The sequence below is a fragment of the Actinomadura nitritigenes genome, assembly GCF_017573545.1.
Lineage (GTDB): Bacteria > Actinomycetota > Actinomycetes > Streptosporangiales > Streptosporangiaceae > Spirillospora > Spirillospora nitritigenes.
Genome location: NZ_JAGEOK010000001.1, coordinates 248,142 through 265,944 on the forward strand (window position 1 = coordinate 248,142; position 17,803 = coordinate 265,944).

Below are 17,803 nucleotides of genomic sequence, written 5' to 3' on the forward strand. Positions count from 1 at the left end.
GCGTTAAATGATCTCTGCGCGCGGTACCGCCGGCCGTTCCGCCCCCGCCGCTACCTGGCCGGGTACTCGTGCACGACGACGGCCGCGGCGCGCACGCCGGGGTGCCGCTGCAGCACCGCCTCGATCTCGCCCAGCTCCATCCGCACGCCGGAGATCTTCACCTGCCGGTCGACCCGCCCCAGGTACTGCAGGGTCGGGCGGTCCTCGCCGCCCGCCCCCGCGGGCAGCAGCCGCACGGCGTCGCCCGTCCGGTAGAGCCGCCCGGTCGGCGACGGGCCGAACGGGTCCCGGTAGAACGCCTCCCGGGTCCGCGCGTCGTCGCCCAGGTAGCCGCGGCCGACGGCGACGCCGCCGACGAACAGCTCGCCGGTCTCGCCGGCGTCGCACGCCGTCCACGTCCCGTCGTCGCCCTCCCGCAGGACGTGCAGGCGCGCGTTGACGACCGGGGTGCCGATCGGCAGCCGCAGCAGGTCGAGGTCCCCTCCGGTCACCGTGTGGTGGGTGACGTCGTCGGAGCACTCGGTGGGGCCGTAGGCGTTGAGCAGCCGCGCGTGCGGCATCGCCTCCAGCCAGCGGCGCGCCAGCTCCGCGGGCAGCTCCTCGCCCGTCGCGATCATCCAGCGCAGCCCGCCCAGAGGCCGTTCCCGGGCGGTCGTCCCCCCGGACGGAGAGCCTTCCGCGGGCGCGCCGGGCAGGTCCTCCAGCAGGTGCCGGACCATGGTCGGGACCAGCTCGACGACGGTGATGCCCTGCTCGTCCACCGCGCGCGCGAACGCGACCGGGTCGTGGCCGACCTCGTCGCCGATCACGTCCACCCGGCCGCCGACCAGCAGCGGGGACAGCATCTGCCAGATCGAGATGTCGAAGCCGAGCGGCGCGGTGAACGCGACCACGTCGTCCCCGGTCAGCTCCAGGTCGACGATCTTGGCCCAGAGGTGGTTGAGCATCCCCTGGTGCTCGACGACCGCGCCCTTCGGCCGGCCCGTGGACCCGGAGGTGAACAGCACGTACCGGGGGCGGTCCGGCCCGTGCAGGCGCGGCCCGCCCGCCCACGGCTCCAGGCCCGCCGCGTCCGCGGCGCGCAGCACCCGGCACCCGGCCTCCGCGGCGCCCTCCAGCAGCGCCGGCGCGCTCGCGCCGTCGTCCACCAGCACCAGCACCGACGCGCCCGCCTGGTCGAGGACGTCGCGGACGCGCCCGGCCGGCCAGGTCTCGTCGGCCGGCACGTACAGCGCGCCGACCAGCTCGATCGCCAGGAACGCCGCCACCACCGCGGCGCAGCGCCCGCCGCCGACCCCGACCACGGTGCCGGGCTCGACGCCCGCGCCCTCCAGCAGCGCGGCCAGCCGGCGCGCCTCCGCCGCGAGGCCGGCGTAGGACAGCGACCGGGTCCGGTCGGCCACCGCGGGCCGGTCCCGCTCGGCGGCGAACCGCTCCACCCGGACGATCAGCGGGTCGGCGAGATCGACCGCGCGCTCGCGCACCATCCCGTGCCGCGCCGCCAGCTCCCGCGCCCGCTCCGCCTCGCCGGCGGGCACGGCGAGGACGGGCAGGCCGTCCAGGGGCAGCAGCCGATCCACGGCCGGGCCGCGAGCGCTCATCTTCACTCTCCGTGATGTCGTTCTTCTCCACCGTCATCGGCAAAAGAAGTGGAGGTCATAGCTTATGTCCGGCTCCGGTCGGCGCCGCTCCGGATTCCGTGGATTGGACCCTACTCGCAGGTAATCGGGGGTTGCGACCGAACATGCCCGAAGGTACGGTGAGGCTCCGCCATGGTCTGGCGTGAGGCCCGCGGCGTACTCGGGGGAAGATGAGGGAATTGTTTCTTCATTCAAGGGTGACAGCGTGCCGATAATCACCTCGCCGCAGGATTTCAATGTCGACGACCTTTACGTCGACCTACGCTCCGTCATCGACCGCCCGCTCTTCCTCAAATGCGAGGGATTCAATTTCGCCGGCTCGGTGAAACTGAAGGCCGCCGCCGCGATGGTGGAGGCCGCCGAACGCGAGGGCGTGCTCGCCCCCGGCTCGACGATCGTCGAGTCGTCCTCCGGCAACCTCGGCATCGCGCTCAGCCTGATCGCCGCCGACCGCGGCCTGCGGTTCGTCTGCGTCACCGACCCGCGCTGCAACCCCGCCTCGGTCAAGGTCATGCGCGCGCTCGGCGCGGAGGTCCGCGTCGTCGCCGACAAGGACGCCAACGGCGGCTACCTCGGCGGCCGCATCAAGTACGTCCAGGAGCTGTGCGCGTCCGGCGACGGGTACGTCTGGCTGAACCAGTACGCCAACCGCAACAACTGGCTCGCCCACTACCGTGGGACCGCCCCGGCGATCGACAGGCAGTTCCCCGACCTGGAGGTCCTCTTCGTCGGGGCGGGCACCACCGGCACCCTCATGGGCTGCGCCCGCTACTTCCGCGAGCACCGCCGGCCCGTCACGATCGTGGCGGTCGACGCGGTCGGCTCGGTCACCTTCGGCGGCATCCCCGAGCGGCGGATGGTGCCCGGCCTCGGCACCAGCGCCAGGCCCGCGCTCGTCGACGAGTCCTACATCGACGACGTCGTGCACGTCGCCGAGCCCGACACGATCCGCACCGTGCACGCGCTGTCCTCGCGCGGGTTCCTGTTCGGCGGCTCCACCGGCACCGTGGTGTCCGGCGCGTCCCGCTGGCTGGACGCCAAGTACCCCGGCGAGCAGCCCGTCGCCGTCGCCATCGCGCCCGACCTCGGCGAACGCTACCTCGACTCCCTTTACGACGAGAGCTGGCTCGGCGAGCACTTCGGCGAACTGCTCCCGGGGCTCGATCTCCCGGCCGCCGGTATTCTCGGCGTCTGATCATCCCAGAGCACCACGAAAAGGACATGGAGTTCCCCCCCATGACGCAGGCCCCCACGTTCGCCGTGATCTCCGGCGCCCAGGTCCACGACGCGATCGCCGGGCGCGAGGAGCAGGTCATCGGCATGGTCGAGGCCGCCTACCGGCTGCACGGCGAGGGCCGCACCGTCAACCCCGACTCCTACTTCCTGCGGTTCCCGGACCGGCCGTCCGACCGGATCATCGCGCTGCCCGCCTCCGTCAAGGGCGACGTGGACGTGCACGGCATCAAGTGGATCTCCAGCTTCCCCGGCAACGTCGCGAACGGCATCCCCCGCGCGTCCGCCGTGCTGATCCTCAACGACGCCGAGACCGGCTACCCGTTCGCGTGCCTGGAGAGCTCCATCATCTCCGCCGCGCGGACCGCCGCGTCGGCGTCCCTCGCCGCCGCGACCCTCGCCGACCGGCGCGGCGACCGGCCCCGCCGGGTCGGCTTCATCGGCGTCGGCCTCATCGCCCGGTACATCCACACCTACCTGGCGGGCAACGGCTTCGCGTTCGACGAGCTCGGGATCCACGACCTGTCCGCCGAGCACGCCGAGGGCTTCAAGGGCTACCTCGAACGCTCCGAGAAGGGCACGGTCACCGTCCACGACTCCGCCGAGTCGCTGATCCGCTCGTCCGACCTGATCGTCTTCGCCACCGTCGCGGGCGAGCCGCACGTCACCGACCCGGCCTGGTTCGCGCACGACCCGCTCGTGCTGCACGTCTCGCTGCGGGACCTCTCCCCCGAGATCATCCTGTCCGCGTACAACGTCGTGGACGACGTCGAGCACTGCATGAAGGCCAACACGTCGCCGCACCTGGCCGAGCAGAAGGTCGGCAACCGCGACTTCGTCGCCGGCACCCTCTACGACGTCCTCACCGGCGCCACCACCCCGCCCGCCGACAAGCCGGTGGTCTTCTCCCCGTTCGGCCTCGGCGTCCTCGACCTGGCCGTCGCCAAGTACGTCCACGACCAGGTCACCGCCGCCGGGGACCTGCACACGATCCCCGGCTTCTTCCACGAGATGAAGCGCTACGGCTGACCCGCGCCCCGGAGGGTCGGGCTCGTCCCGGCCGGGTGGATAGGAGGGGCGGGAGCGGGCACGTTCTCGCCATGGACGAGCGAGACGATCCGCGCGGGGACGTTCAGGAGCTGAGCGACTTCGAGCTGGCGGTGTACGAGACCGTGGCGGAGATCGACCTCGAGGGCAGGGCGGCCGACTTCGAGACGATCGAGCGGCTGATGGAGGCGCCCGAAGAGGACCTCTGGGCCGCGCTGGGCCACCTGGTGTCGATCAACCACCTGCACTCCACCCCGAAGGGCTACGTCCTGGGCCCGCACGACTGGGACGCGTGACCGGCGAGCGGGCGGGGTCCCGGTGAGCGGGAGCGGGGCGGGCCGAGCGGGGCGGCTGCGAGAGGATGGGCTGCTGCCGTGCACGTGTCGGGTCAGGGAGGCCGCCGGATGGAGCTCGTCGTCACCGAGGAACAGCGGGAGCTGCGCGACGCGCTGCGGCGGTTCTTCGCCGACCGGTCGCCGTCCGCCGAGGTGCGGCGGCTGATGGAGACGGCCGAGGGCTACGACCCGAAGATGTGGGCGCAGATGGCGGAGCAGCTCGGGCTGCAGGGCCTGGCGATCCCCGAGGAGCACGGCGGCGCCGGCTTCGGCGTCCGCGAGCTGGCCGTGGTGTTCGAGGAGATGGGGCGGGCGGTCGTGTGCGCGCCGTTCCTCGCCACGATCACCGCGGGGGAGGCGCTGCGGGCCGGGGACGGCGGGCACGACCTGCTGCCCGGCATCGCGGACGGTTCGACCATCGCCACGCTCGCGATCGCGGAGGACCGCGGAAGCTGGGACCTCGACGCAGTGGAGACGCGGTTCGAGGACGGCGTCCTGCGCGGCACCAAGAGCTTCGTGCTCGACGGCTGCGTCGCCGGGCTCGTGCTCGTGGCGGCGAAGGGCGAGGACGGCGTCGGGCTCTACGCGGTGGACGCCGGTGCCGAGGGCATGACCAGGACGTCCATGCCGACGCTCGACCAGACGCGCAAGCTCGCCCGGATCGCGTTCGACGGGACCCCGGCGCGCGAGGTCGGCGGCGCGGACGCGATCCGGCGCGCCCTGGACATCGCGGCGGTGGTGCTGGCGGCCGAGCAGCTCGGCGGCGCGCAGCGGACGCTGGACATGACGGTCGAGTACGCGAAGGTGCGGCACCAGTTCGGCCGCCCGATCGGGTCGTTCCAGGCGGTCAAGCACCGGTGCGCGGACATGTTCGTGCTGGTGGAGTCCGCGCGGTCGGCGGTGCTGAACGCGGCGGCCGCCGCCGACGAGGGCCCGGAGGAGCTGCCGCGCGCGGCGGCGCTGGCGAAGGCGTACTGCTCGGACGCGTTCTTCCACACGGCGGGCGAGGCGATCCAGCTGCACGGCGGCATCGGGTTCACCTGGGAGCACGACGCGCACCTGTACTTCAAGCGGGCGCAGTCGTCGCGGCAGCTGTTCGGGTCACCGGACGCGCACCGGGAGCGGCTCGCCGCGCTCGCCGGCATCACGGGTGCAGCCTGAGCCCCTTCAGGGCCTTGTCCACGCCGTTCTTCGGCCCGTGGACGGCGAACCCGACGAGCGGCATGTCCTCGGCGGTGACGGCGCGGACGGTGGCGCGGTTGGCCTCGTCGTGGCCGGTCTTGAACATGTCCTCGATGTAGACGGCGACGTCCATGCCGCGTGCGAGGGCCCGCGCGTGGGCGGCCTTGATCGCCCCGGCGCCGGCCTCGTAGACGAGGACGGGCTGGCGGAACATCGCGAGGTAGGCGTTGCCGGAGGCGTCCTCGTAGGGGTCGCCGACGACTCCGGGCACTCCCCCGGCCACCGCGCTCGCCAGGAACGCGGTGACGTTGAGCCGCTGCCAGGCCGCCAGGTCGTCGCGGACCACGATGCCGATCTTGGTGTCGAAGCGCATGCCGTCCAGGCTGGCGCGGCGGGCGGGCGGCGGTCTTGGACGCTCGTGCGCCGGGCCGGTCCGGAGGCGGGCCAGACTGGGGGCGTGGACTGGAGCAGGTACTGGCGGTCGCCCGACCGCCCGCTGGAGGCGATGCACGCGCACTTCGAGCGGCACGCCTACCACCGGCACAGCCACGAGACGTACTCGTTCGGCGTCACCGAGGACGGCTACCAGGCGTTCAGGTGCCGGGGCGGCGCGCACACGAGCGCCGCCGGGATGGTCATCGCGTTCAACCCGGACGACCCGCACGACGGACGCCCGGCGGACGCGCTGGGCTTCACCTACCGGATCGTGCACATCGGCCCGGAGCTGGTGGCGGGGGTGCTGGCCGACATCGGGGGGCGTCCGGCGGGGCTCCCGCTGTTCGACGCCCCGGTGGTCGGCGATCCCGTCCTCGCCCGGAACCTGCGGGCCCTGCACGGCGCGCTGCTCGGCGGCGCCACGGCGCTGCGCCGGGACGAGCTGCTCACCGCGGCGGTCGGCGCGATGGTGAACCGCGCCGCGTCCGGGCGGCTGCGCGTCGGGCCGTCGTCCGGTGCCGCCGCGCGGGCCCGGCGCCGCCTGGAGGAGCGCTGCCTGGACGACATCGGGGCGGACGAGCTGGCGGAGGCGGCGGGGTGCAGCAGGTTCGCGCTGTACCGGGCGTTCCGCCGCGCGTACGGGATGGCGCCGAGCGACTACCAGCGGCAGCTGCGGCTGCGCGCGGCGCGGGTCCGGCTGGCGCGCGGCGAGCCGATCGGGGAGGTCGCGGCGGCGACGGGGTTCGCCGACCAGAGCCATCTGACGCGGTGGTTCGTCCGCTGCTACGCGATGACGCCGGGGAGATTTCGAGCTGCCTGCGGCGATTGAGGAACAATGTCGCCCATGATGCGGGCGAGCGGAGCGATGTTCGGACTGGCGTACGGGGACGCACTGGGTGCGCCCACCGAGTTCCTCACGATGAAGCAGATCGGCCGGCGTTTCGGTGAGCTGGGCCCGGCGGAGCCGGAGGGCGATCCCGCCCTCGTCACCGACGACACGCAGATGGCGATCGCGGTCGGCCTCGCCCTCCTGGACGCGCTGGCGAACCCGCCGTTCACCCCCGACCTGGTCGCGCCGATGTGGCGGCGGCGGTTCGTGGACTGGCTGAACAGCCCCGACAACAACCGCGCTCCGGGCAACACGTGCCTTCAGGCCTGCCGGGGCCTGGCGGCCGGGCGGCCGTGGGTGGAGGCGACCGTCGCGGGCTCCAAGGGCTGCGGCGCGAACATGCGCGTGGCGCCGGTCGGGCTCGCGCCGGGCCTGACGGACGAGACGCGCGCGGGCGCGGCCCAGCTGCAGGCGGCGATGACGCACGGGCATCCGACGGGGCTGGCGGCGAGCGAGCTGACCGCGTTCGCCGTCCGCCTGCTCGCCGACGGCACGGCGCCCGCCGACCTGCCCGTCGCGCTGCGCGCCCGCTCCCACGAGCAGCGGTCCGTCTACCACGAGCGATGGCTCGGCACGCTGTGGCAGCGGCCCGGCATGGACTCGCCCGAGACGTTCATCGCGCGGGGCTGGGACGAGTGCCTGGACGTCCTCGACCGGCTGGACGAGGCCCTCGCGCGGGGCGACCGCGCGTCCGACCCGTGCGAGATCACCGGTGCGGGCTGGTGCGCGGAGGAGGCGCTCGCCACCGGGCTGCTGTGCTTCCTGCTGTTCCCGGACGAGCCCGTCGCGGCGATCCGGCGCGGCGCGGCGAGCTCCGGCGACTCCGACTCGATCGCGTGCCTGGCGGGCGCGTTCGCGGGCGCGCACCTCGGCATGGACGCCTGGCCGGCCGCGTGGGCCGGGCGGATCGAGTACGCGGCCGAGCTGGCCCGGCTCGGGAGCGCCTGGGACTAGCGCCGGGCGGCGGCGCGGGGGGCTCCCCGGGAGCGCCCTTGACCTCCCGCCCGCCGAAAGCTAATATCATTAGCCATAGGGCTACACCGATGAACCGGAGCGCGCCATGAGCGACCAGACGCAGTACCTCGACCTTCCCGGCGGGCGCCTCGCCTACGACGACGAGGGCGACGGGCCGCTCATCGTGTGCCTGCCGTCCATGCTCGACCTGCGGTCGCAGTTCCGGTTCCTCAGGCCGCGGCTGCTCGAGGCCGGATACCGGGTCGTCACCGTCGACCAGCGCGGGATGGGCGACAGCAGCGCCGCCTGGCCGGAGTACGGCAGCACGCCGCTGGCGCACGACCTGATGGCGCTGCTGCGGCACCTGGACGCCGGACCGGCCCTGGTCTACGGCTGCTCGAACGGGGCCGCGGCGGCCGTCTACGCCGCCGCCGAGGCGCCCGAGCTCGTCAGGGGCCTGGTCCTGGCGGCGCCGTTCGTCCGCAACGCCCAGGCGGGTCTGGCGATGAAGCTGACGATGGGGCTCTTCCGGATCCCCGGTCTGGCGCTGCCGCTGTACATGTCGTACTACCCCAAGTGGGAGCCGAAGCGCCCCGCCGACTTCGACGAGCACGCGGCCCTGCTCAAGGCCAACTTCAAGGAGCCGGGGCGCGGCAAGGTCATCGCCTCCTACATGGGCATGTCGCACGACGAGGCCGAGGCGCGGCTGGACAAGGTCACCGCCCCCGTCCTGGTCATCATGGGCACCGCCGACATCGACTGGCCCGACCCGGCCGCCGAGGCCGAGTGGGTCGCCGGGCGGCTGGACGGGAAGGTCGTCATGCTGGACGGCGCCGGGCACCACCCGCACGTGGAGTTCCCCGCCGAGGTCACCGAGGCCGTCCGCACGTTCGACGCCGGCCTCTAGTCCTCCCGCGGAGGCGCGGCGGTCCAGCCCGTCCAGGCGTCGATGGTGATCGCGATGACCGGGCCCTCGGGCGGGCGGTCCCGGTACTGGGCGTAGCGCGCTGCGAGGAGCCGGACGGGCTCGGCGCGGCGCGCGTCGTCCTCGACGACGGCGGCGTGGCCGTCGACGCGGACCCACCAGAGCCGGTCCCAGTCGTCCTCGTAGTGGTCGGCGAGCAGCGCGACGCGCGGGTTGGCGCGGACGTTGGCCAGCCGCCGCAGGTCCCGCGTGCTCTTCGGCTTGTGGTCGACCGCGGTGTAGACCGACCCGCGGTGCACGGCGAACGTGACGGGGACCAGGTGCGGGCGGCCGTCCTCCCCGACGGTCGCGAGCCGCGCCACGGGGACGCTCGCGAGCAGCCGGCGCGCGTCGTCCGGTGAGAGCTTGGGCACGGGAGGCAGCCTGTCACGGCGCGGCCGCGGTTCGCAGGCTCCCCCGCGCGGGCGAGGCGGATCGCTCCCGGGCGGGAGGACCGGCGGGGCGCGGTCCGGAAGGCTCGGACCCGTGGAAACGATCTTCAGACGGTGGCCCGCGTGGGCCGGGTACGCGGCCGGCGCGTGGGCGGCGGCCGCGGCGGCGCCGACCCTCTACTGGGCCGCCGGAGGGACGGCCGGTTACCCGCTGCGGGACGTGCGGGGCGCGCATGCGGCGGCCTGGCCGATCGGGGCGGTCCTGCTGGCCGGCGGGATCATGGCGGTGGCGAGCGTCCGGGACGTCGGGCGGCTCATGCCGCGCGGCTGGCCGCTCGCGGGGCTCTGGGCGGCCTGCGCGGTGGCGGGCGCGGGGACGTTCGGGATCGTCATGAGCGCGCTCCAGTTGCTGTTCACCGGGACGGTGGACGACTGGCGGGTGTTCGGCGTCGAGGCGTCCTGCGCGGTCGGCGCGGCCCTGTTCGCGGGAGCGGCCGCGGCGTTCCGCCGCCGGACCGAGGGGATGTGCGCGCGCTGCGGTCTCGTGCACGCCGCGACGGGGGCCGCGAAGGCCCCGGCGCCGGTGACGGACGCGCCGCGCGGCGTCCGCCGGGCGGCGTACGCGGGCGCGCTGGCGTTCGTCCCGTACATGGCGATGAAGACGACGTGGGCGTTCGGCGGGACGTTCGCGGGGATCCCGGGCGACGAGGTCGTCGCGGAGTTCCGCCGCAACGGCGCGTCCGGGCCGGTGCTGACGCTGGAGAGGTACGGACTGGACTTCACCACGCTGTCGGCGCTCGCGGGGATCTTCCTGCTGCTCGGGCTGACGCACCGCTGGGGGCAGGTGTTCCCGCGCTGGGCCCCGCCGCTCGCGGGCCGCCGGGTGCCGCGCTGGCTCCCGCTCGTCCCGGCGTGGCTCGGCGCCGCGACGCTCGGCCCGTACGGGGTCGTGGGCGCGCTCGCCTACCTGCTGCCGATCGCCGCCGGCGTCCGGGACCTCCCGCACGACGGGCTCATCAGCGGATGGTCCGGGTGGACGGTCGCCGCGTGCGGGATCGGCGCGTTCGGCGTCTACGGGGTCGCGCTCGGCGCCGCCGCGCTGTCGTACCAGCGGCGGACCCGGCCCCGCTGCGCCGCCGCTCTCCCGGGGGACACCGCCCTTCCGGGAGACACCGTCCTTCCGGGGGACGCCGCCGTCCGGGCCGCCGCGCCGGAGGTCAGTCCCTGAAGTCCGGCGGGCGGTTCTGCCTGCGCGCCGCGATCGCCTCGTCGAAGTTCTGCGTGGTGAGCCGGACGTACAGCTGCCCGAGGCCCTCCTGGCCCATGTGCGCGTCGAGGCTCGACGCGTCCAGCCCGGACCACAGCGACCGCTTGGTCAGCTCGACGCCGGGGCGGCTGAACCCGGCGATCCGCTCGGCGAGGTCGTAGCAGGCGTCCAGCAGCTTGTCGCCGGGGACGGTGCGGGAGACCAGCCCGATCCGCTCGGCCTCGGCGGCGTCCACGTCCCGGCCGGACAGCATGATCTCGAACGCGCGGGACGCGCCGATCGCGCGCGGCAGCAGGTAGCTGAGGCCGAGCTCGCTCGCGGTCAGCCCGTTGTTGATCCCGGCGGCGCGGAACAGCGCGGTCTCGGCCGCGAGGCGGATGTCGGCGGCCAGGCTCAGGCACATCCCGCCGCCGATCGCCGGCCCGTTGATCGCCGCGATCACCGGCTGGTGGACGCGGCGCATCGCACGGACGACGTCGTCCAGCAGCTCCATCGAGCGCAGCGCGATCGTCGACAGGGTCAGCCCGTCGATGCCGGGGAGCGCGCCGGGCGACTCCAGGTCGGCGCCCGAGCAGAAGCCGCGCCCGGCGCCGGTGATGACGACGGCGCGGGTGTCGTTGTCGCGGCTCACCTCGTCGAGGGCCTCGCGGAAGGGCACCATGACGTCGAACGCCATCGCGTTCATCCGCTCGGGCCGGTTGAGGGTGATGAGCGTGACGTGCGGGCGCGGCTTGTCGATCAGGACGAAGGGCAACGGGACCTCCCGGGTCGCCTAGCAAGCGCTAGGTTACACAGGCGGGAACTCCGGCGGCGTGAGCCCCCGCTCGACCACCTTCGCCAGCTGCTCGTCCGTCAGGATCCGGGGCTCCCCGATCGTCCTGGCCCGGACGTAGACGCCGCACAGCCATTCCAGCAGCCGCGCGTTCTCGAACGCCTCGTCCAGGTCGCGGCCGATCGTGACGCCGCCGTGGTTGGCCATCAGCGCGGCGCGCTTGCCGCCCGCCATCGCGGCCCGCACGTTCTCGGCCAGCTCCGGCGTCCCGTAGGTGGCGTACTCGGCGACCTTCACCACGCCGCCCAGCAGCAGCGTGTTGTAGTGGATCGGCGGCAGCTCGGTCATCGTCGTCGCGACGACGGCGCCGTAGGTCGAATGGGTGTGGACGATCGCCGCCGCGGGCGTCCCCCCGTACAGCGCGAGATGCATCGGCGTCTCCGACGACGGCGCCCGGTCGCCGTCCACGAGCCGGGCGTCCAGGTTCACGACCGGGCAGTCCTCCGGCCGCATCCGGTCGAGCATCATCCCGCCCGGCGTCACCGCGACCAGGTCCCCCGACCGTACGCTGACGTTGCCCGACGCGCCGGTCACCAGGCCCGTCTCGGCCAGCCTGCGGCCCACCGCGCACAGCGCGCGCCGCTCGTCCTCCAGCAACATGCGAATCCCTCTCACGTTCTCGGCCCTGCCCGTCGTACGCTACGGCCCTGACGATCACGAGGGAGAACCCGGCATGGCAACTGTGGTCACGGTCGGAGCGCACATCCTGGACGTGCTGGCCCGCCCCGTCGAGGGCATCCCCGGCGGCCAGGACACCGTGGTCGTCGACCAGATCCGGGTGACCGCCGCCGGCGCCGCCGCCGGGACCGCGGTCGCGCTCGCCCGGCTCGGCAACCGCGTCGTCTCGGTCGGCGCGATCGGCGACGACGACCTCGGCGACCTGCTCGTCACGATCATGAACCGGAACGGGGTGGACGTCACCGGGCTCGTCCGCCGCACCGCCGAGCAGACCAGCGCGTCGATCCTGCCGATCCGCCCGGACGGCGGCCGGCCGAGCTTCCACGTCCCCGGCGCGAACCTCACCCTCACCGCGGGCGCGGTCGAGCCCGGCCTGCTCGCCGCCGCCGGCGCCGTCCACCTCGGCGGCCCCGACGTCACGTTCGGGCTGAACGACCCGGAGTTCTTCGCGGCGCTCGACGCGGCCCGCGCGTCCGGGACCGTCGTCACGATGGACCTGCTGTCCAACATGCCCGACCTGGTCCGGGGCGCCGCCGCGTTCCTCCCGCACGTCGACCACTTCCTGCCCAACGAGGAGCAGGCCGCGGCGATGACCGGCGAGGACGACCCGGAGAAGGCCGCGCGCGCCCTGCTCGCCGAGGGGCCCTCCTCGGTCGTCGTGACGCTCGGCGCGGAGGGCAGCCTCGTCGCGACCGCCGGCGGCGCGCACCGGCTGCCCGCCCTGCCCGTCGAGGTCGTCGACACCACCGGCTGCGGCGACGCGTACTGCGCCGGGTTCATCACCGGCCTGGGCCAGGGCCGGGACGTCCTGGAGTCGGCCCGCTGGGGCACCGCCGCCGCCGCGACCGTCGCCCAGGGCCTCGGCTCCGACGCCGGCCTCACCGGCCTCGACTCCGTCCTCGCGCTGCTTTGATTGCACTGCCCTCGGCGGTCGGGCGCTGGGCGCCCTCCCTTCAACGGGCACTGCGGCGATCGCTGCATCGCTCCGGCTCGCCCGGGGGCTCGCTGCGCGATCGGGTTCTCGCACGCTCGAACTCGGCTTCGCTCGCGATCGCAGCGCTTGGGGTGGGAGCGTGGCCGGGCGCGGGCTGAGGCATTCATCGAATGCTCAGCGGGCGTCCTGCCAGTAGGGGTCGCGGAGGAGGCGCTTGTAGAGCTTGCCGGTGGGGGTGCGCGGCATCGCGTCGACGAAGTCGACCGAGCGCGGCGCCTTGTAGCCGGCGAGCGACGCGCGGACGTGCCCGATCAGCTCGTCCGCGAGGGCGGCGGACGGCTCGGCGCCGTCGGCGAGCTCGACGGCGGCCTTCACCTGCTCGCCGAACTCCTCGTCCGGGACGCCGAACACCGCGACGTCGCGGACCGCCGGATGGGTGATCAGCACGCCCTCGATCTCGGCCGGGTAGATGTTCACCCCGCCGCTGATGATCATGTCGATGACCCGGTCGGCGAGGAAGAGGTAGCCGTCCTCGTCCAGGTATCCGGCGTCGCCGGTGGTGAAGAGGCCGTCGGCGCGGTGCACCGAGCGGGTCTTCTCCTCGTCGCCCCAGTACTCCACGTCGTCGCCGCTGGCGTAGCGGAACCAGATCTGGCCGCGCTCCCCCGGCGCGGCGGGCTCGCCGTCCTCGCGCAGGACGTGCACCTCGGTGGTGGGCAGCGGGCGGCCGACGCTGCCGGGCCGCTCCAGCCACTCGGACGCGGTGATGACGCTGTTCACCGACGCCTCGGTGGAGCCGTAGTACTCGTGCACGATCGGGCCGAACCAGTCGATCATCCGGCGCTTGACGTCCGGGGAGCACGGCGCGGCGCCGTGCCAGACGGCCTTCAGGGAGGCGCCGTCGAACGCCTTGCGGGTCGCCTCGTCCAGCCGCAGCAGCCGGACGAACTGGGTCGGGACCAGGTGCACGTTGGTGATCGCGTGCTCGTCGACGAGCCGCAGCGTCTCGGCGGCGTCGAAGCCGCGGCGCATCACCACCGACCGCCCGGCGAGCAGGAAGACGTGCGACCACAGCCACTGCGCCGAGTGGTACACGGGCCCGACGAGCAGCGTGCGGCCGTTCTCCGGGATCCGCAGGACGCCCGCCATCAGGTCGCCGAGCAGCCGCGCGTTCTCGATCGGGCCGCCCGCGGCGGTGAGCTTGCGGGTGACGCCCTTGGGACGGCCGGTGGTGCCGGACGTGTAGAACATCGGCAGCCCCGTGGACGGGTCGGCGATCTCCTCCTCGGCGCCCGTCGCGAGGAACTCCTCGTACGGGGTGAAGCCGCCGGCCGGCTCGCCGAACACGACGCGCGCGGTGAGCCCGAGGCCGGCGGACGCCTCGCGCGCGACGCCGGCGAAGGCGTCCTCGGTGAACAGCACGCGGGCCCCGGCGTCCTGGAGGACGTAGCGCAGCTCGTCGGCGGTCCAGTGCCAGTTGACCAGCACGTAGCGCAGGCCGATGTGGCCGGCCGCGCACATCGCCTCGAAGAACTCGCGCCGGTTGCCGGAGTGGATCGCGATCACGTCCCCGGTGGCCAGCCCCAGGCCGCGCAGCGCGTTCGCCAGCCGGTCGGTCCTGGCGTCCAGCTCGCGCCAGGTGGTGGTGCCGCGCTCGTCGGTCAGCGCGGGCTCGTCCGGACGGGCGTCGGCGTGCGGGCGGAGCAGTTCGGCCATCGGTCGCCTCCTGGAACGGGACAAATCCTAGAATCCGACTCTAGAACCATCCCGGCGGCGTTGACCAGGGGCGGATCACGACGTCCGGACGAGATCGGTGGCCAGCACCGCCTCCGCCGCGATGACCAGCTGCTCCAGCCGGAGCACCTCCGTCCGGTGGAACGGCGGCGCCCCCTTCCGCGCGACGACCAGCGCGGCGCGCCCCGCCGACAGCGGGCAGACGGCGTACTCCGTGCCGTCCGTGCCGGTGAGGGCGCGCGGGCGCAGCGGCGGCAGCACCGGCAGCTCGCTGCCGGTCAGCCCGCCGATGCTGGCGTGCACCAGCACCGCCGAGTCCTGCTCCCCCACCTCCGCGATCCCCGCCCAGTCGGCGCTGAGGATGCCCGGCACCGCGTCGGCCAGCGTCGCCGCGCCGCGCTCGGGCACCGCCGCGACCTGGCCGATCACGGCGGCGTCGGGGAAGGCGCCCTGCGGCTCGACGGTCGGCCAGATGCCGACGATCTCCACGCCGTTCACCGAGCCGAGCCCGTCGCGCAGCCGCTCGACGCCCGCGCCCGCGGGCCAGGTGACGGTGAAGTCGTCCAGGGCCCGCCCGTTGTCGCGTTCCAGTACAGCCATCTGCGCGACGTCGGCGCCCGCGGCGCCCAGCGTCCGCGCCACCTGGCCCAGCGAGCCCGGGCGGTCGGGCAGCCGGACGCGGATCCGCAGCAACATCGCCACCTCCTTCTTCCGTGTGCCCCCAGCTTCCCGGAGACTCGTTTCCCACGTGTTACCCATTCGTGTCGACGCGAAGAAGTCGGTGCTGGAACGGCGGGCAGGCGTCAAACTAGAGTCCAATGAAGGTCAACAGCAGACCTATCGCCTCTGCCGCCTCATCATTAAGGTGACTGCACGTGTCGAGCGACGGGGATCGCACAGTCAACGACGGGGCCGGATCCGGCATGGACGGCGCCGCGCCGGCGACGGACGGCGCGTCCGCTCCCGCCGAGGCCGCGCCGGGGGGCGCCGGGGACGGCCGCGCCGCCTTCGAGGCCGAGATCAGGGAGGCCCTGGCGGGGCTGACCGCGCGGCTGGACCGCGAGCATGAGCGCGCCGCGCACCGGGAGGCGGTCATCGACCGGCTGCACGAGGAGAACCAGCGGCTGCGGCGCGGCGAGCTGCAGGCGATGCTGGAGCCCGTCCGGGCGGCGCTGTACCGGCTGCACGACCAGGCCCGCCGCGAGGCCGGCCGGCTGGCGGAGGCGGGCGCCGGCGATCCGCCCGACCCGGTCCGCACCGCCGGGCTGTTCACCGCCGTCGCCGACGACGTCGCCGACGCGCTGGCCCGGCTCGGCGTCGAGCGGTTCAGCGCGCGCCCCGGGGAGCCGTACGACGCGTCCCGGCACCGGCCCGTCGCCGTCACCCCGGTCGCCGACGCGGGCCGCGACGGCCTGGTGACCGGCGTGCAGGCGGACGGCTTCGAGCAGGGCGGCAAGGTGCTGCGCAAGGCGGCGGTCAGCGTCGGCCGGCTCGACCGGCCCGCGAACGGCACCACGAACGCGAGGGAAGGCGCGCGCCTGGAGGGGAGGGCGGCGGGCGGCGCCCCGGACGAGGCCGCGGACGGCACCGCGCGCGGCGCCGCGCCCGCCGTCAGGGCCGGGTCGGGACGCCCCCGCGCGGCCGGCCGCGGCGAGACGACGAACAACCGACTCGGCACCGATGGGTGAGAGGGACATGGCTGTCTACGGGATCGACCTGGGAACCACGTACTCCTGCATTGCCTCCATCGACGACGTGGGGCGGCCGGCGGTCCTGCGGAACCTGGAGGGCACCGACACCACGCCGTCCGTGGTGTACTTCGAGAGCGGCGAGAACGTCGTCGTCGGCGCCACCGCGAAGGACACCGCGGTGCTGGAGCCCGACAACGTCGTCAGCCTGATCAAGCGCGACATGGGCCGGGACGTGACCCGCCCGATCCACGGGATCGACTTCACCCCCGAGGAGCTGTCGGCGTTCATCCTGCTGAAGCTCGCGACGGACGCGCGGACGACGACCGGCGAGGAGGCCCGCGACGTCGTCATCACCGTCCCGGCGTACTTCGGCGCGGCCGAGCGCGACGCGACCCGCAAGGCGGGCCGGATCGCCGGGCTGAACGTCATCGACATCGTGTCCGAGCCGATCGCCGCCGCGATCACCTACGGCGTGCTGAACCCCGACGCCGACCGCACGATCCTGGTCTACGACCTCGGCGGCGGCACGTTCGACACGACCGTCATCGCGCTGCGCTCCGGGCACATCGAGGTGATCTGCACCGACGGCGACCACGAGCTGGGCGGCGCCGACTGGGACGCGCGGCTGGTGGAGTACCTGGCGGAGCGGTTCCGCGCCGAGCACCCCGACGCGGGCGACCCCCTCGACGACAAGCAGACCGAGCAGCAGCTGCGCCGCGACGCCGAGGACGCCAAGAAGGCGCTCACCACCCGCACCGCGCACACCGTCCGGGTGATGCACGCCGGGCGGGTCGCGACGATCGAGGTGACGCGGGAGAGGCTGGAGGAGCTGACCACGGACCTCCTCGACCGCACCGTGGAGATCACCGGGCGGACGCTGTCGACGGCCGCGGAGAAGGGCGTGCACGACTACGACGACCTGGTGCTGGTCGGCGGGTCGACGAAGATGCCGGTGGTGGCGGCGCGGCTGGAGACCGAGCTGGGGCTGAAGCCGCGCCTGCAGGACCCGGACCTCGCGGTCGCCAAGGGCGCCGCGCTGTACGCGTTCGAGGAGACCTACCGGCGGCTGATGCGGGAGGGCGCCGCCGAGCGCGCCGAGGAGATGGCGAGCCGGGCCGGGCTCTCGGCCGAGCAGCAGAAGCAGATCGCCGGGCGGCAGATCCGCACGGTCGCCTCGCACGCGTTCGGGATCGTGGTCGTCGACCGCGACTCCGGCGCCGAGCACGTCGCGCACCTGGTGCACGCCAACGACGAGCTGCCGGCGGCCCGCACCGAGGACTTCTTCACCGTCTACGACGACCAGACCTCCGCCGACGTCCGGGTGATGGAGCAGGCGGGCAGCGTCGAGTCCGCGGAGCTGATCGACAACACCGAGATCGCGACCGGGGAGATCCGCGTCCCGCCGGGCAAGAAGGCGGGCTGGCCGATCGGCGTGACGTTCGCGCTCGACTCGTCCGGGCTGCTCAACGTGACGGCCGTGGAGAAGGAGTCCGGCGAGCGGCTGGAGCTGAAGGTGGACGTCGGGGGGATGTCGGAGGAGGAGGTCGAGCGCTCCCGCAAGGCCCTCTCCCGGGTCCAGGTGAGCTGAGGGCCGGC

The 17,803-nt window shown here is 74.0% G+C and carries 18 protein-coding genes; 11 read left to right on the top strand and 7 right to left on the bottom strand.

All coding sequences use genetic code 11. The annotated features are described in order from the left end of the window. Positions 1 to 50: 50 nt before the first annotated feature. Positions 51 to 1,601 (bottom strand): amino acid adenylation domain-containing protein, encoded by a 1,551-nt coding sequence (locus J4557_RS00915; RefSeq protein WP_208264364.1) that lies wholly within the window; start codon positions 1,599 to 1,601, stop codon positions 51 to 53. 244 nt (positions 1,602 to 1,845) lie between these two features. On the opposite strand from J4557_RS00915, the gene sbnA reads away from it, so the two are divergent. The 4 genes from sbnA (at position 1,846) to J4557_RS00935 (ending at position 5,416) form a co-directional block, all read left to right on the top strand. Next, positions 1,846 to 2,835: a 2,3-diaminopropionate biosynthesis protein SbnA gene (sbnA, locus tag J4557_RS00920; protein ID WP_208264365.1), complete on the top strand. Its 990-nt coding sequence runs from the start codon at positions 1,846 to 1,848 to the stop codon at positions 2,833 to 2,835. A 41-nt stretch (positions 2,836 to 2,876) separates the two neighbouring features. After that, positions 2,877 to 3,902: a 2,3-diaminopropionate biosynthesis protein SbnB gene (sbnB, locus tag J4557_RS00925; RefSeq protein ID WP_208264366.1), complete on the top strand. Its 1,026-nt coding sequence runs from the start codon at positions 2,877 to 2,879 to the stop codon at positions 3,900 to 3,902. Between the two features lie 71 nt (positions 3,903 to 3,973). After that, positions 3,974 to 4,216 carry a hypothetical protein gene (locus tag J4557_RS00930; protein WP_208264367.1) on the top strand — a complete coding sequence of 81 codons (243 nt, stop codon included), beginning with the start codon at positions 3,974 to 3,976 and terminating at the stop codon, positions 4,214 to 4,216. A gap of 108 nt (positions 4,217 to 4,324) precedes the next feature. Then, a complete protein-coding gene (locus tag J4557_RS00935; protein ID WP_208264368.1) occupies positions 4,325 to 5,416 on the top strand; it encodes an acyl-CoA dehydrogenase family protein in 1,092 nt (363 codons plus the stop codon). Here J4557_RS00935 and J4557_RS00940 read toward each other — a convergent pair. After that, positions 5,400 to 5,810, bottom strand: a complete 411-nt coding sequence (locus J4557_RS00940; protein ID WP_208264369.1) for a DUF2000 family protein — start codon at positions 5,808 to 5,810, stop codon at positions 5,400 to 5,402. The two genes, J4557_RS00935 and J4557_RS00940, sit on opposite strands and share 17 nt — an antisense overlap. 84 nt (positions 5,811 to 5,894) lie before the next feature. Between J4557_RS00940 and J4557_RS00945 the strand changes: the two genes are divergently transcribed. The 3 genes from J4557_RS00945 to J4557_RS00955 all read left to right on the top strand — a co-directional run bounded on the left by J4557_RS00945 (position 5,895) and on the right by J4557_RS00955 (position 8,622). Next, positions 5,895 to 6,701 carry a helix-turn-helix transcriptional regulator gene (locus J4557_RS00945; protein WP_307799253.1) on the top strand — a complete coding sequence of 269 codons (807 nt, stop codon included), beginning with the start codon at positions 5,895 to 5,897 and terminating at the stop codon, positions 6,699 to 6,701. Positions 6,702 to 6,716: 15 nt separating this feature from the next. Further along, positions 6,717 to 7,715, top strand: a complete 999-nt coding sequence (locus tag J4557_RS00950) for an ADP-ribosylglycohydrolase family protein (protein ID WP_243775081.1) — start codon at positions 6,717 to 6,719, stop codon at positions 7,713 to 7,715. A 106-nt stretch (positions 7,716 to 7,821) separates the two neighbouring features. After that, positions 7,822 to 8,622: an alpha/beta fold hydrolase gene (locus J4557_RS00955; protein ID WP_208264371.1), complete on the top strand. Its 801-nt coding sequence runs from the start codon at positions 7,822 to 7,824 to the stop codon at positions 8,620 to 8,622. Here J4557_RS00955 and J4557_RS00960 read toward each other — a convergent pair. Next, complete coding sequence (locus tag J4557_RS00960) at positions 8,619 to 9,053, bottom strand: TIGR03668 family PPOX class F420-dependent oxidoreductase (RefSeq protein ID WP_208264372.1); 435 nt, start codon at positions 9,051 to 9,053, stop codon at positions 8,619 to 8,621. The genes J4557_RS00955 and J4557_RS00960 overlap by 4 nt on opposite strands. A 112-nt stretch (positions 9,054 to 9,165) precedes the next feature. Between J4557_RS00960 and J4557_RS00965 the strand changes: the two genes are divergently transcribed. Beyond that, positions 9,166 to 10,299 (top strand): hypothetical protein, encoded by a 1,134-nt coding sequence (locus tag J4557_RS00965; RefSeq protein WP_208264373.1) that lies wholly within the window; start codon positions 9,166 to 9,168, stop codon positions 10,297 to 10,299. On the opposite strand, the gene J4557_RS00970 is transcribed toward J4557_RS00965, so the two are convergent. Then, on the bottom strand, positions 10,289 to 11,092 hold the full coding sequence (locus J4557_RS00970) for an enoyl-CoA hydratase (protein WP_208264374.1): 804 nt from the start codon (positions 11,090 to 11,092) through the stop codon (positions 10,289 to 10,291). The two genes, J4557_RS00965 and J4557_RS00970, sit on opposite strands and share 11 nt — an antisense overlap. 33 nt (positions 11,093 to 11,125) lie before the next feature. Beyond that, positions 11,126 to 11,770 (bottom strand): class II aldolase/adducin family protein, encoded by a 645-nt coding sequence (locus J4557_RS00975; protein ID WP_208264375.1) that lies wholly within the window; start codon positions 11,768 to 11,770, stop codon positions 11,126 to 11,128. A gap of 73 nt (positions 11,771 to 11,843) precedes the next feature. Here J4557_RS00975 and J4557_RS00980 point away from each other — a divergent pair, with 73 nt between their 5' ends. Beyond that, entirely contained in the window at positions 11,844 to 12,761 is a 918-nt protein-coding gene (locus tag J4557_RS00980; protein WP_208264376.1) for a carbohydrate kinase family protein, read from the top strand. Between the two features lie 195 nt (positions 12,762 to 12,956). On the opposite strand, the gene J4557_RS00985 is transcribed toward J4557_RS00980, so the two are convergent. Together J4557_RS00985 and J4557_RS00990 are read right to left on the bottom strand one after the other, a co-directional pair. Then, entirely contained in the window at positions 12,957 to 14,498 is a 1,542-nt protein-coding gene (locus J4557_RS00985; RefSeq protein ID WP_208264377.1) for an AMP-binding protein, read from the bottom strand. Between the two features lie 75 nt (positions 14,499 to 14,573). Then, positions 14,574 to 15,212, bottom strand: a complete 639-nt coding sequence (locus J4557_RS00990) for an ACT domain-containing protein (RefSeq protein ID WP_208264378.1) — start codon at positions 15,210 to 15,212, stop codon at positions 14,574 to 14,576. Between the two features lie 179 nt (positions 15,213 to 15,391). On the opposite strand from J4557_RS00990, the gene J4557_RS00995 reads away from it, so the two are divergent. After that, positions 15,392 to 16,204 (top strand): nucleotide exchange factor GrpE, encoded by an 813-nt coding sequence (locus J4557_RS00995; protein ID WP_307799256.1) that lies wholly within the window; start codon positions 15,392 to 15,394, stop codon positions 16,202 to 16,204. A gap of 7 nt (positions 16,205 to 16,211) precedes the next feature. Next, on the top strand, positions 16,212 to 17,795 hold the full coding sequence (locus J4557_RS01000; protein WP_208264379.1) for an Hsp70 family protein: 1,584 nt from the start codon (positions 16,212 to 16,214) through the stop codon (positions 17,793 to 17,795). Positions 17,796 to 17,803 lie beyond the last annotated feature (8 nt).